Origin of the sequence: Bordetella genomosp. 5, from assembly GCF_002261315.1 — a bacterium.
GTDB lineage: Bacteria > Pseudomonadota > Gammaproteobacteria > Burkholderiales > Burkholderiaceae_B > Bordetella.
This window is the reverse complement of the sequence record NZ_NEVP01000017.1, coordinates 39,392-52,950: the sequence shown is the minus strand read 5'-3', so window position 1 is coordinate 52,950 and position 13,559 is coordinate 39,392. Positions and strand designations below refer to the sequence as shown.

Genomic DNA, 13,559 nt, shown 5'->3' with positions numbered 1-13,559 from the left:
ATCAGGCAGTGGCTTTCTTGCGGGACTTGGGCATCTCGATGAAGATCTCGCTGCCCTGCGGCTTGCGCCCGAACAGCGTGCCCTCGGAGGTGCCGCCCGAGCAGCCGTTGCCGAACGTGAAGCCGCAGCTGCCCTTTTCGTTGAAGCTGTCTTCGGCCAGTTCCTTGTGGCTGGACGGCACGACGAAGCGATCCTCGTAATTGGCCAGCGCGAGGATGCGGTACATGTCCTGCACCAGCGCGTCGGTTAGGCCCACCTGTTCGAGCAACGCGGTGTCCTTGCGGCCGAACACGGTTTCCGAGCGCTTGTAGGCACGCATGGCGAGCATGCGTTCGAGCGCCTGGACGACGGGCTCTTCCTTGCCTGCGGTGAGCAGGTTGGCCAGGTAGCGAACCGGAATGCGCAGGCTCGACACATCGGGAATCATCGCGCTCTCGCCGAGCGTGCGCACCGGCATCTGGCCCGATTCGGCCGCGGTCTGGATCGGCGACAGCGGCGGGATGTACCAGACCATCGGCAGGGTGCGGTACTCGGGGTGCAGCGGGAACGCGACACGCCATTCCATCGCCATCTTGTAGACCGGCGAGTTGCGCGCGGCCTCCAGCCACGACTCGGGGATGCCCTGCTCACGCGCGGCGGCGATCACGTCGGGCGAGTTCGGGTCGAGAAAAATGTCGAGCTGCGACTGGTAGAGATCCTGTACATCCTCGACGGCCGCGGCCTGTTCGATGCGGTCGGCGTCGTACAGCATCACGCCCAGATAACGGATGCGGCCCACGCAGGTCTCCGAGCACACGGTGGGTTGGCCCGCCTCGATGCGCGGATAGCAGAACGTGCATTTCTCGGCCTTGCCGGTCTGCCAGTTGTAATAGATCTTCTTGTAGGGGCAGCCCGAGACGCACATGCGCCAGCCCCGGCACTTGTCCTGATCCACGAGCACGATCCCGTCTTCCTCGCGCTTGTAGACCGAGCCCGATGGGCAACTGGCCACACAGGCGGGGTTGAGACAGTGCTCGCACAGACGAGGCAGGTACATCATGAAGGTGTTCTCGAAGGTCGAGTACATCTCCTTCTGCACGCCATCGAAGAGCTGGTCGCGGCTGCGCGCGCTGAACTCGCCGCCGAGGTCGTCTTCCCAGTTGGGGCCCCACTCGATCTTGTCCATCTTCTTGCCGGTCAGGACGGAGACGGGGCGCGCGGTGGGCGGCGTCTGCGACAGCGGCGCGTTTTTCAGGTGCTCGTAGTCGTAGGTGAACGGCTCGTAGTAGTCGTCGATCTGCGGCAGGTTGGGGTTGGCGAAAATGTTGGCCAGGATGCGCAGCTTGCCACCCTGACGCGGTTCGAGCTTGCCGGCTTTGGTGCGCTTCCAGCCGCCCTGCCACTTCTCCTGGTTTTCCCATTCGCGCGGGTAGCCCACGCCGGGCTTGGTCTCGACGTTGTTGAACCAGGCGTACTCGACGCCGTCGCGGCTGGTCCAGACGTTCTTGCAGGTGACCGAGCAGGTGTGGCAACCGATGCATTTGTCGAGATTCAGCACCATGCCGATTTGTGCGCGTACTTTCATGATTGCTTCTCTTCCAGGGATTCGGTGGGCAGCGGGCCTTCGAGCCAGTCGACCTTGTTCATCTTGCGCAGGACCACGAACTCGTCGCGGTTGCTGCCCACGGTGCCGTAGTAGTTGAAGCCGTAAGCGAGCTGGGCATAGCCGCCGATCATGTGCGTGGGCTTGAGCACCGTGCGCGTGACGGAGTTGTGAATGCCGCCGCGCTTGCCGCTAACTTCCGCGCCCGGCACGTTCACGATCTTTTCCTGGGCGTGGTACATCAGGCACATGCCCACCGGCACGCGCTGGCTGACGACGACGCGCGCGGTCAGGGTGCCGTTGACGTTGAAGACTTCGACCCAATCGTTGTCGACCAGGCCGGCTTCGCGGGCTTCGGCCTCGGACACCCATACGTGGGGGCCGCCGCGGCTCAGCGTGAGCATGCGCAGGTTGTCGGAGTAGGTGCTGTGGATGCCCCATTTCTGGTGCGGCGTGATCCAGTTCAGCACCAGCTCTTTCTGCCCATTCGGATGGCGGCCGAGCATCGGCGCCACCGACTTGGTGTCGATCGCGGGCTTGTAGACGCAGAAGCCTTCCCCGAAATCCAGCATCCAGCGATGGTCTTGATAGAACTGCTGGCGGCCGGTCAGCGTGCGCCACGGGATGAGCTCGTGCACGTTGGTATAGCCGGCGTTGTAGCTGACCTCTTCGCTCTCCAGCCCCGACCAGGTGGGCGCGGAGATGATCTTGCGCGGCTGCGCCTGCACATCGCGGAAGCGGATCTTGTCGTGCTCGCGGCCCACGGCCAGATGCGTGTGGTCGCGCCCGGTGATCTTGCCCAGCGCGTCCCAGGCCTTGACCGACACATGGCCATTGGTCTCGGGTGCGAAGGTGAGAATCATCTCGGCGCAGTCGATCGCGGTGTTCAGCCGCGGCCGGCCCTGGCTCACGCCGGCTTCGGCGACGTTGCCGTTGATGCCGCCGAGCTCGTGCACCTCGTGTTCGGTGTTCCAGTTGATGCCCTTGCCGCCATTGCCGAGCTTGTCGAGCAGCGGCCCCACCGACGTGAACTTGCGGTAGATGTCGCGGTAGTCGCGTTCGACGATGGTCATGGACGGCGCGGTCTTGCCGGGCAGCAGATCGCACTCGCCCTGTTTCCAGTCGCGCGGCTCGAAGGCCTGGCCCAGTTCACCCGGGGTGTCGTGCATCAGCGGGGTCAGCACCAGGTCGCGGCGGGTGCCGAGATAGGGGCCGCCGATGTCGCTGAAGCGTTTGGCCAGCAGCTTGTAGATCTCCCAATCCGTCTTGCTCTCCCACAGCGGCTGTACTGCTTCGCTCAAGGGATGAATGAACGGATGCATGTCGGAGGTGTTGAGGTCGTCCTTCTCGTACCAGGTCGCGGTGGGCAGCACGATATCGCCGTAAAGGCAGGTGGTGCTCATGCGGAAGTCGAGCACGGTCAGTAGGTCGAGCTTGCCTTCGGCCGCGTCTTCGCGATAGTTGACCTCGGCCGGGCGGATGGCGTCGGTCTCGTCGCCCAGCACCGCGCTTTGCGTGCCCAGCAGATACTTGAGGAAGTACTCGTGGCCTTTGCCGCTGGAACCGAGAATGTTGGAGCGCCACACGAACATGTTGCGCGGGAAGTTGGCCGGATCGTCGGGGTCTTCGCACGACATGCGCAGCGCGCCCGATTTGAGCTGTTCGACGGCGTGTGCGATGGGGTCGCGGCCTTCGGCCTCGGCCTGCGCCACCACATCCAGCGGATTGGTGCGCAGTTGCGGTGCCGAGGGCAGCCAGCCCATGCGTTCGGCACGGGCGTTCAGGTCGATCATGCTGAGGCCGTCGTAGCGCTCGCGCTGCGCCGTGGGGCCGAGCACCTCACCGACGCTGACCTTCTCGTGGCGCCACTGGCTCGTGTGCGCGTAGAAGAACGAGGTGCCGTTCATCTGCCGCGGCGGCCGCGACCAGTCGGCGCCGAAGGCGAGCGGCGCCCAGCCGAATTGCGGGCGCAGCTTCTCCTGGCCCACATAGTGCGCCCAACCGCCGCCGCTCTTGCCGATGCAGCCGCACATCATCAGCATGTTGATGATGCCGCGATAGGTCATGTCCATGTGATACCAGTGATTCAGGCCGGCGCCGATGATGACCATCGACTTGCCTTCGGTATCGTGGGCGTTCTGGGCAAACTCGCGCGCCACCTGGATCACCTGCGCACGGGGCACCGAGGTGTGCTTTTCCTGCCAGGCGGGCGTGTAGGGCACGTCGTCGTCGTAGCTGGTGGCGACATTGCCGCCGCCCAGGCCGCGATCGACACCGTAGTTGGCCATCTGCAGATCGTGCACGGTGGCGACGCGGGCGAGGCTGCCGTCGGCCAGGCGCAGATGACGCACCGGCACGTTGCGGACCAGCATTTCGTCGTGCTCCGCGCCGAAGTAGGGGAAGCCCACGCCCACGACTTCGTCGGCCTGTTCGAGCAGGCTCAGCTCGGGTTCGATCTCGCGGCCGCTGCCGCCGTCGCGGGATTCGAGGTTCCAGCGGCCCACGCGGGCGCCGTCGTCCGCGCCCGCTTCGCCCCAGCGAAAACCGATGCTGCCATTGGGCGCGGCCAGCGTGCCGGTGCTGGCGTCGAACACGAGGGTTTTCCAGTCGGGGTTGTTCTGTCCGCCGAGCGTGTCGTCGAGTTGCGAGGCGCGCAGGAAGTGATCGGGCAGGTAGCGCTCGCCGTCATGACGCAGCAGCACCAGCATCGGCATGTCGGTGTAGCGCCGCACGTAATCGCGGAAGTAGGGCGAAGGCTTTTCGAGGTGGAATTCCTTCAGGATCACGTGGCCCATGGCCATCGCCATCGCGGCGTCCGTGCCCTGGCGCGGTGCCAGCCAGATGTCGCCGAACTTCACCATCTCGCCGAAGTCGCTCGAGACGGCCACGGTCTTGGTGCCCTTGTAGCGAACCTCGGTGTAGAAGTGCGCGTCGGGCGTGCGCGTCTGCGGCACGTTCGAGCCCCACACCATCAGGTAGGTCGAGTTGTACCAGTCGGCCGATTCCGGCACGTCGGTCTGTTCGCCCCAGATCTGCGGGCTGGCGGGCGGCAGGTCGCAATACCAGTCGTAGAAGCTCAGACAGGTACCGCCCAACAGGCTCAGGTAGCGGGCGCCGGCGGCGTAGCTCACCATGGACATGGCCGGGATCGGCGAGAAGCCGATCAGGCGGTCGGGGCCGAACTTCTTGATGGTGTAGGCGTTGGCCGCGGCGATGATCTCGCTGGCGGTGTCCCAGTCGGCGCGCACGAAGCCGCCCAACCCGCGCACCGACTTGTAGCGACGCGCCCGCTCGGGATCCTGGCTGATCCATTCCCAGGCGTCGATGGGGTCGCGGGTCTTGCGTGCCTCGCGCCACATCTCCATGAGGCGGCCGCGGATCATCGGATACTTCACGCGCTGGGCGGAATAGACGTACCAGCTGTACGAGGCCCCGCGCGGGCAGCCGCGCGGCTCGTGGTTGGGCAGATCCGGACGGGTGCGGGGGTAATCGGTCTGCTGCGTTTCCCAGGTGATCAGGCCGTTCTTTACGTAGACCTTCCAGGAACACGAGCCCGTGCAGTTCACGCCGTGCGTGGAGCGCACGATCTTGTCATGCTGCCAGCGGGCGCGATAGGCGTTCTCCCAGCGGCGATCTTCCGCCACCGTGGCGCCATGGCCTTCGGAGAACGTGGACTGGGTCTTGGACAAAAACTTAAGACGGTCGAGGAAGTGACTCATCGTGCATCTCCAAAGGCGCCGGCACTGCGGCGCGTACTGCGATTCGTGGGGTGGGCGGAGTGGCTCATGGCTCGGCCTCAGCAGGGCATGGCCGCGCGGCGGCGCGCGTAGTTCCACCAGGTGACCAGCAGGCAGCTCACGTAAAAGCCGATGAAGCAATACAGGGCGGCGTGCACGCTGCCGGTGAGCTCCAGCGAGGTGCCGAAGCTGCGCGGGATGAAGAAGCCGCCGTAGGCACCGATCGCACCGGCGAAGCCAAGCACCGCGGCCGATTCGGTGGCGGCTTCGGCGGCGGCGCGCTTTTCGGCCTCCTGGCCCTTGCCGGCGGCGGCCTGCGCGCGCTCGGTCTGGAAGATCACCGGAATCATGCGGAAGATCGAGCCGCAGCCCAGGCCGCTCAGCGCGAACAGCACCACGAAGCTGGCGAGAAAGCCGGCAAAGGTGTCGTCGGCGGGGCCGTTGGGAATGAACTGCAGCAACACGCCCACCGTGACGATCATCGCCGCGAAGGTGGCGAGCGTGACGCGCGCGCCGCCCACCTTGTCGGCCACCCAGCCACCGAGCGTGCGTGTCAGCGAGCCGACCAGCGGACCGAGAAACGCATAGGTCATCGGGTCGACCTGCGGAAACAGGCCCTTGGTGAGCAGCGCGAAGCCCGCCGAGAAGCCGATGAAGGAGCCGAAGGCGCCGACATACAGCCAGCACACCAGCCAGTTGTGCTTGCGGCGAAAGATCACGGCCTGATCGGCGAACGAGGCGCGCGCGCTGGCGATGTCGTTCATGCCGAACCACGCGGCCAGCGACGTGGCCACGATCGGGAACACCCAGATGAAGCCGGCGTTCTGCAGCCAGAGCGGTTGCGCGTCGGCGGTGACCTGCGGCGAGCCCGAGCCCATCAGGCTGAAGGTGATCACGACCGGCACCACGAACTGCACCAGGGACACGCCGAGATTGCCGATGCCGGCGTTCAGTCCCGTGGCCAGGCCCTTGCGCGACTTCGGGAAGAAGAAGCTGATGTTGGCCATGCTGGAGCTGAAGTTGGCACCGCCCAGGCCGCACAGCAGCGCCAGGATGAGCAGCGTGGGAAACGAGGTGGTCGGGTCACGCAGCGCGAAGCCCATGCCCAGCGCGGGAATCAGCAGCGACGCGGTGGAGAGTGCCGTCCACTTGCGGCCGCCGAAGATCGGGACCAGGAACGAGTAGAAGATCCGCAGCGTGGCGCCCGAGAGCGCGGGCACGGCGGTGAGCCAGAACATCTGGTTCTCCGACAGCCGGAACCCGGCGCGGTCGAGGTTGACCACGACCACGCTCCACAGCATCCAGATGCTGAATGCGAGCACCAGCGCGGGGATCGAAATCCACAGGTTGCGGTTGGCCACGCGCGCGCCGGTCTGCTTCCAGAAGCCTGGGTTTTCGGGTTCCCAGTGATGTAGCACTTGAGTCGACATGATGTTCCGTAAAGGGAAGGATCTTGTCGCCAGACTAGGGATCGCGCGCCTGGGGGGCCATCCGCTGCCAGGGCAAAACCCATCGGCTGAAGTGACTAGTCACCGGCTTCTTTGCGGCGGGTTTGCGCAAGATCAAGCTTCCGGCCGGTCTGTCGATGGGCCGAGGAACATGTACTTAGAATGAATATTCATTCCTTCCCCCTTCAGCTCAGGCGCCGCAACGCGGTGAAGCGCATGCAAGTTCTTCTTCCGATACGTGAAGCCACCCCGCCCGGCGCGCCGTCCAGGCCGAGCTGGCGCGCTTTTACCGAAATGGGTTTTCGGCCGCTATACCTGCTGGGCTGCGCGTGGGCCCTGGTGTCGGTGTTGCTCTGGATTCATGCGCCCGGACTGCTGCGCGGCGATCTGGGTGGGGTCTTCTGGCATGGCCACGAAATGCTGTGGGCCTTCGTGGGCACGATCGCCGTGGGCTTTCTGCTGACGGCGGGCGGCAACTGGACGGGCCACAACCCGTTGCGCGGCAATGCGCTCGCCGCGTTGTGCGCACTGTGGCTGGTGGCGCGCGTGTGGTATCTGGTGCCGGGCCGGCCCGCCTTCTGGGTGGCGACCGCCGCCGATCTGGCGTTCTTCCTGTGGGCCGCCGCCGCGTTGGGCCGTTCGGTCTGGCGCTCGCGCAACAAGCGCAACTACGGCGTGCCCTTGATGCTGCTGGCGCTCGCGCTCACGCATCTGGTGTACGCGCTAGGCGTGGTGCGTGGCGACTACCCCGGTCTCATGCGGGGGCTCAATGCCGGGCTGCTGAGCATGGCGGTCCTCACGCTGCTCATCGCGCGGCGCATCATTCCGTTCTTCGCGGGCCGCGCGGTGGCGGGCCTCACGATCCCGCCCCACACGCGCAGTGGTCATCTGCAGATCGCGGCGGGGGTGATCGCGATCGCGATGTTGCTGGCGGGCATGAACACCCTGGCCGCGCTGGCCCTGGCGGCGAGTGGCGCGATCGCGATCGTGCAGTGGGTGGCATGGAAGCCGTGGGCGGTGCGGCGTGTGCCGCTGCTGTGGATTCTGTATGCCGGCTATCTCGGGCTGGGCGTGGGCCTGCTGGTGGGTGCGGCCCATCTGGCGGGCGCCGTGGCGTGGGGTGCGTGGCATGTGCACACCATCGGCGTGGCCGGCTTCTCGGTGCTCATCATCGGCATGGTGACGCGCACCGCGCTGGGTCACCTGGGCCGGCCTTTGCGCACCGACAAGAGCATGGTCGTGAGCTACGTCTTGATGCTGATGGCGGCGCTGCTGCGGCTGGCGGCGCTGTGGCCGCAGGCGCCCGCCGTACCGCTGCTGCACGCGTCGGCAACGGCGTGGGTGCTGGCGCTCGGCCTGTATCTGTGGCGCTTCACGCCGTGGATGATCCGGCCCAGAGCTTGAATCGCGCGGGACAGCCCGCCGGCGGGCCGGGCATCTCGCAATGCCCGGCGGCCAGATAGCCCTTACTGCTTCGCCATCAACCCCAGGTGCTCGATGAGCGTCTTTTCCTTGGCGAACGTGGATTCGGCCCAGGCCTTGTAGTCGGCGCTGTTGCGATACGCCGGCTGCTGGTTGAGCTGCTGCATCACGTCCATGCTGGGCTTGCTGTAGAGCGCTTCCTTGAACGCATCATGCAGCTTGGCGACGACCTTCGGGTCCATGCCCTTGGGGCCGGCCAGGCCGTAGGGCGAGACCGACACGACCTTGTAGCCCAGCTCCTGGGCGGTGGGCACATCGGGCCAGCGGGTGGTGCGCTTTTCCCCGAAGGTCACGAGCAGCCGCATCTTGCCCGAGTCCACGAACGTGTCCCAGCCGGTGGCGTCGCTCTGCGCCATCACGTGGCCGCCCAGCAGCGCCTGCTGCATGTCGGCATTGCCCTTGAACGGCACGTGGTTGAGCTTCACGTCGGCGTTGATGGCAAGCTCTTCGATGAGCAGGTGCGGCGACGAGCCCACGCCGGTCGAGCCATAGTCGATCTTGCCCGGCGCCTTGCGGGCCGCTTCGATGTACTCGTTGAACGTCTTGTACGGCGAGTCGGAGCGCACCGTGAAGCCGAAGGTGTAGCCCGAGAGGCCGGTGATGAACGTGAAGTCGTTGATGGGATGCCAGCTCGTCTTCTGCATATACGGCATGCGCAGCATGCCGAGTGTGTAGAGCGCGATCGTGTAGCCGTCGGGCTTGGCGGTCATGGCCATCGTGGCCGTGCCGAGCGTGCCGCCCGCACCGGGGCGGTTCTCGACCACGACGGGCTGGCCCAGGACCTTGCCGGCTTCCTGCGCCACGATGCGCAGGTGGCGGTCGGTGGAGCCGCCGGCCGGGAAGGGCACGATCAGCGTGACAGGCTTCTCGGGGAAGTTGGTTTGCGCGGCGGCCGTGCCGGTGAAGGCGATGGCGCCGGCGGTGCTGGCGAGCAGTGCGGCGAGGCACTGCCGTCGGGTAAAGGTGATGGCCATGGTGGAGTCTCCTGATCGTTGTGTTTTTGTATCTTTCCGGGCGTGGCGTGGCGGTTGTCCCGCTACTCGCGCAGATCGACCTTGAGCGGCAGGCGGGCGAGCGCCTGCCGCAGGTGCTGCCAGTGTTCCGGCGTGGCACGCCGGCCTTGCACGGCGATGTCCGGTTGGGCATCGGCCAGTACTTCGAAAGGGGCAGCGCCCTGTGTGCGGGCGATGCCATCGATGACGTCCTGGACCGCTCGCACCGCCGCGAGTCGGCGCAGGTCCGGCTTGAATATCTTGCCCACGTTGGTCATGGGCATCTGGTCGAGGATGGTGACGCGACGCGGCCGCGCGGGCGCCTCGTCGACGTGCCGCGCGGCGTGCGCGCACAACTCCTCCTCGGTCACGGTCGCGCCTTCGACCAGGGTGACGAACGCTACCGGCAGTTCGCCCGCATACGCGTCGGGCGCGCCCACGGCGGCGGCGATGCGCACGTCGGGGTGGCGGCCCAGGGCATCCTCGATCACCTTGGGATCGATGTTGTGACCGGCGCGGATGATGAGGTCTTTGGCGCGCCCCTGCAGATGCAGCCGGCCGAGCTCATCCACAAAGCCGACATCGCCACTGATGAGCCAGCCGTCGGCGGCGAAGGCCTGCGCGGTGTCTTCCGGGTCGACGAAGCCCGGGATCACGTTCGGCGCCTTGAACAGCACCATGCCGGGCTGGCCGGGCGCCATGTCGTGCGCCGGCAGGCCCGGGGCCACATCCAGCGCCACGATGCGAACCTGCACATGGGGCAGCGGAAAGCCGACGCAGTTCACCGGCGCATGCACGCCGGGCGGCGTGATGGACGAAATGCCGGCCATCTCCGTCATGCCCAGACTTTCGTTCACACGCAGCCCGAACTGGCGCTCGAAGCGCGCCGCGAGCTCGGCAGGCAGGGGCGCGGCGCCGGTGCGGCAATACTGCAGCGAGGAGATGTCCGCGCCGTCGAGCGGCACGTCGGTCAGCGCCGCGAGTACGGTGGGCACGCCCAGCAGCGAGGTGGCGCGATAGCGCTCCACCAGCTTCCAGTAGTTGCGCACCACCTCCCGATTGCGCAGCAGTTGCGTGGTCGGGATCACGGTTTCGGCGCCGGCCGACAGCCCCGCCAGCGAAGCGGGCAACACACCCGCGACGTGAAACAGCGGGTAGCCATTGATCATCACGTCGCCGGGCTTGGCGTTCTGCGCCTGCACCGCGGCCCAGGCCGTGAAGACCTGATTGCCGTGGGTGTGGATCGCGAGCTTGGGCGAGCCGGTCGTGCCCCCCGTGTGGAAGTAGGCCGCCACGTCGCTGGCGCGGATGCGGCGCCCGCTGACGAGCCTGTCATCGGGCTGGCGCGCGCGGGCACTGTCGAAATCGTAGGCGCCGGGCGGCAGGTCCGGACGGTCGGCAGGCGCTTCGTCCAGCGGCGCCACGCGCAGCAGCGTCTGCAGGCTGGGCACCAGCGCGCGCAGCGCCAGGGCTTTGGTCCAGGACTCGCACTCGGCGTTCGCGCCGTAGGCGATCAGCACGCGCGCACGGACCTTGTTCATCAGCGCCGCCAGTTTGTCGGGCGCCTGCAGCGGATTGAGCGGTTGCACGATGCCCGCGGCCTCGCCGCCCCAAAGCGCGAGATGATACTCGAGGCAGCCGGGCAGCAGGATGGCCACGGTGTCGGTCGGGCCGACACCGAGCTCGTGCAGCAGGTTGGCCGTCTGGTGTATGCGCGCGAGAAGCTCACGATACGTCCATCGCACGGGCTCGTCGGCCGGGTCGGCGGTGCGCAGGAACGTGAGTGCGGGGCTGTCGCCGAACGCGGCGGCCGCATTGCGAAAGATCTCGTAGGTGCTCTGCGCGGTCAGGCTCTCGGAGAGCGGTGTCGCTTCGATGCGGCGGATATCCTCGATCGATCGGACCGGAAAGGGCGCGCGGAAGGGCTGCCCCGGCGCGCCCAGCACCTCGGTGTCGGCGGGGCGGGAGGCGACGTTCATGCGCTCGCCTCCGCTTCCTGCCCGAGCGCGATGTAGCGGCGCAGATGATGGTCTTCGTCGCCGAGCTGGTGGTCGATCATGACGAGCCGTTTGGCGTGATGCGCCAGCGGCAGTTCCCATGTCATGCCTATGCCGCCATGCAGCTGGATGCTCTCTTCGGCCACGCGTGTGCCGACCCGGCCGATCGTGACCTTGGCGGCCGAGAGGGCGCGTTCGCGCGCGGCGCGCTCGGGCTTGTCGAGCGCCGCGGCGGCGTTGATCACCGCGGAGCGGGCCTGCTCGATCTCGATCAGCAGATCGGCCATGCGGTGCTGCAGGGCCTGGAAGCTGCCCAGGGGCGCGCCGAACTGGCGGCGCGTGCCGAGATACTCGAGCGTGGCCTCGCGGGCGGCGTCCATCGCGCCCAGCGCCTCGGCGCACAGCGCAAGCACGCCCCGGCCCGCGGCGTGTTCGATGAGCGCGGCGCCCTCCGACGGTGCGCCGACGGCATGATCGGCCGGCACGCGTACGCCCGACAAGGTGATTTCCGCGGCGCGGCCGCCGTCGATGAGGGGATAGCCCTGGCGGGCCACGCCCGCCGCGTCGGCGGGCACGAGGAACAGGCCGATGTCGGCCTCCGACACGCGCGCCGACACCAGCAGCCAGGACACCTGGTCACCCAGCGTGACGACGGCCTTGGCGCCGTCCAGCACCCAGTGATCGCCATCGCGCCGCGCGGTGGTCTCGACCTCGTCGAGCGCGTAGCCGTTGCCCGGCTCGGCGTGCGCCCATGCCACCGTCGCGCTGCCTTCGATCAGCGCAGCGAGCCGCTCGCGCTGCGCGGACGTGCCTGCGCGGGCGAGCACGCTGCCGACCATCAGCGTATCGAGGAAGGGCTCGAGCACCAGGCCGCGGCCCAGGGCTTCGAACACCACAATGATGTCGAAGCCGGCGCCGCCCAGGCCGCCATCTGCCTCGGTGAACAGGGCGCCGATGGCCCCGAGTTCGGCGTAACGCTGCCACATGGCCTGGCTCCAGCCGGCCTCGGAGCGCGCGATGGCGTCGCGGGCCGGGAAGTCGTATTGCTCGGAGACAAAGCGGCGCAGCATGTCGGCGAGCATGCGGCGGTCTTCGGTATGTTCAAAATTCATGGCACGGCGTCCTACAGGCCGAGCATCATCTTGGTGATGATGTTCTTCTGGATTTCGTTGGAGCCGCCGAAGATCGACAGCTTGCGATTGTTGAAGTACTGCGCGGCGGCGCTGTCGGCGCCGTCCGGGCCGATCCGCGGCCCCTCGTATCCGGCCTCCAGCGCCTCGGGAATGTAGGGCCTTGCATACGGGCCCATGGCGCGGCGCTGCAGCGCGTTGATCTCCTGGCGGATCTCGGTGCCGCGGATCTTCAGCATCGAACTCTCCGCGCCCGGCACGCCGCCGTTGGCGGCCGCCGCGATGACGCGCAGATTCGTGGTGCGCATGTTCTCGAGCTCGATCTCCACGCGCGCGATGCGGGCGGCGAAATCGGGATCGTCGGCCAGCGGCTTGCCGTGACGGCGTTCGCGCCTTGCCACGGCCTTCAGGCGCGCGAGCGCGGCGGTCGACTGGCCGACGCCGGCGATGTTGGTGCGCTCGTAGGTCAGCAGATACTTGGCGCAGGTCCAGCCGCGGTTTTCGCCACCCACCAGATTCTCGACGGGCACGCGCACATCCGAGAAAAACACCTCGTTGACCTCATGCTCGCCATCGAGGGTGATGATGGGCCGCACCTCGATGCCGGGGCTGTTCATGTCGATCAGCAGAAAGCTGATGCCCTCTTGCTGGCGGCCTTCGTTGGAGGTGCGCACGAGGCAGAAGATCATGTTGGCGTACTGGCCCAGCGTGGTCCAGGTCTTCTGGCCGTTGACGATGTAGCTGTCGCCGTCGCGCACGGCCGAGGTCTTGAGCGAGGCGAGGTCAGAGCCCGCGCCCGGCTCGGAGTAGCCCTGGCACCACCAGTCGTCGCCGTTGAGAATGCGCGGCAGCCAATAGCGCTTCTGGGCTTCGTCGCCATACTTGATCAGTACCGGTCCCAGCATGCTGAGACCGAACGGCACGATGCGCGGCGCGCCCGCGAGAGCGCATTCATTCTCGAAGATGAATTTCTGCACGGTGGTCCAGCCGGTGCCGCCATGCTCCACTGGCCAATGGCTCGCGAGCCAGCCGCGGGCGTTCAGAATGGCGTGCCACTCGACCATGTCTTCGCGTGTCAGGTGCTTGCCGCCATGCACCTTCTCGGACAGCCGTGCCGGCAGATGCTCGCGCAGAAAGCTGCGCACGCTGTCGCGGAAGGCGCGTTCCTCGGGGGTGAATTCCAGATCCATC

8 protein-coding genes are annotated in these 13,559 nt (G+C 67.0%); 1 reads left to right on the top strand and 7 read right to left on the bottom strand.

Translation table 11 applies throughout. From position 1 onward, the window contains the following. Position 1: 1 nt before the first annotated feature. From narH to CAL25_RS23300, 3 genes are all read right to left on the bottom strand, one after another. The gene (gene narH, locus CAL25_RS23310) at positions 2–1,564 is read right to left on the bottom strand and encodes a nitrate reductase subunit beta (protein WP_094804524.1); all 1,563 of its coding nucleotides are present in this window, start codon (positions 1,562–1,564) and stop codon (positions 2–4) included. Further along, entirely contained in the window at positions 1,561–5,301 is a 3,741-nt protein-coding gene (locus CAL25_RS23305; RefSeq protein ID WP_094804522.1) for a nitrate reductase subunit alpha, read from the bottom strand. Before CAL25_RS23305 ends, narH begins: the two co-directional genes overlap by 4 nt. Positions 5,302–5,378: 77 nt before the next feature. Continuing rightward, positions 5,379–6,749 carry a NarK family nitrate/nitrite MFS transporter gene (locus CAL25_RS23300; protein ID WP_094804520.1) on the bottom strand — a complete coding sequence of 457 codons (1,371 nt, stop codon included), beginning with the start codon at positions 6,747–6,749 and terminating at the stop codon, positions 5,379–5,381. Positions 6,750–6,983: 234 nt separating this feature from the next. Between CAL25_RS23300 and CAL25_RS23295 the strand changes: the two genes are divergently transcribed. Beyond that, positions 6,984–8,171 (top strand): NnrS family protein, encoded by a 1,188-nt coding sequence (locus tag CAL25_RS23295; protein ID WP_094804755.1) that lies wholly within the window; start codon positions 6,984–6,986, stop codon positions 8,169–8,171. 62 nt (positions 8,172–8,233) lie between these two features. Here CAL25_RS23295 and CAL25_RS23290 read toward each other — a convergent pair whose 3' ends face one another. The 4 genes from CAL25_RS23290 to CAL25_RS23275 all read right to left on the bottom strand — a co-directional run bounded on the left by CAL25_RS23290 (position 8,234) and on the right by CAL25_RS23275 (position 13,558). Further along, positions 8,234–9,223, bottom strand: a complete 990-nt coding sequence (locus CAL25_RS23290; protein WP_094804518.1) for a tripartite tricarboxylate transporter substrate binding protein — start codon at positions 9,221–9,223, stop codon at positions 8,234–8,236. 62 nt (positions 9,224–9,285) lie between these two features. Beyond that, entirely contained in the window at positions 9,286–11,220 is a 1,935-nt protein-coding gene (locus tag CAL25_RS23285; RefSeq protein WP_094804516.1) for an acyl-CoA synthetase, read from the bottom strand. Further along, complete coding sequence (locus tag CAL25_RS23280) at positions 11,217–12,350, bottom strand: acyl-CoA dehydrogenase family protein (RefSeq protein ID WP_094804514.1); 1,134 nt, start codon at positions 12,348–12,350, stop codon at positions 11,217–11,219. The genes CAL25_RS23285 and CAL25_RS23280 overlap by 4 nt, the downstream gene beginning before the upstream one ends. A gap of 11 nt (positions 12,351–12,361) precedes the next feature. Next, positions 12,362–13,558: an acyl-CoA dehydrogenase family protein gene (locus CAL25_RS23275; protein ID WP_094804512.1), complete on the bottom strand. Its 1,197-nt coding sequence runs from the start codon at positions 13,556–13,558 to the stop codon at positions 12,362–12,364. Position 13,559: the final 1 nt, after the last annotated feature.

What these genes read in the sequence shown, in the direction of transcription:
- narH (WP_094804524.1), bottom strand. Translation starts at nt 1,564, where the DNA reads ATGAAAGTACGCGCACAAATCGGCATGGTGCTGAATCTCGACAAATGC.
- CAL25_RS23305 (WP_094804522.1), bottom strand. Translation starts at nt 5,301, where the DNA reads ATGAGTCACTTCCTCGACCGTCTTAAGTTTTTGTCCAAGACCCAGTCC.
- CAL25_RS23300 (WP_094804520.1), bottom strand. Translation starts at nt 6,749, where the DNA reads ATGTCGACTCAAGTGCTACATCACTGGGAACCCGAAAACCCAGGCTTC.
- CAL25_RS23295 (WP_094804755.1), top strand. Translation starts at nt 6,984, where the DNA reads ATGCAAGTTCTTCTTCCGATACGTGAAGCCACCCCGCCCGGCGCGCCG.
- CAL25_RS23290 (WP_094804518.1), bottom strand. Translation starts at nt 9,223, where the DNA reads ATGGCCATCACCTTTACCCGACGGCAGTGCCTCGCCGCACTGCTCGCC.
- CAL25_RS23285 (WP_094804516.1), bottom strand. Translation starts at nt 11,220, where the DNA reads ATGAACGTCGCCTCCCGCCCCGCCGACACCGAGGTGCTGGGCGCGCCG.
- CAL25_RS23280 (WP_094804514.1), bottom strand. Translation starts at nt 12,350, where the DNA reads ATGAATTTTGAACATACCGAAGACCGCCGCATGCTCGCCGACATGCTG.
- CAL25_RS23275 (WP_094804512.1), bottom strand. Translation starts at nt 13,558, where the DNA reads ATGGATCTGGAATTCACCCCCGAGGAACGCGCCTTCCGCGACAGCGTG.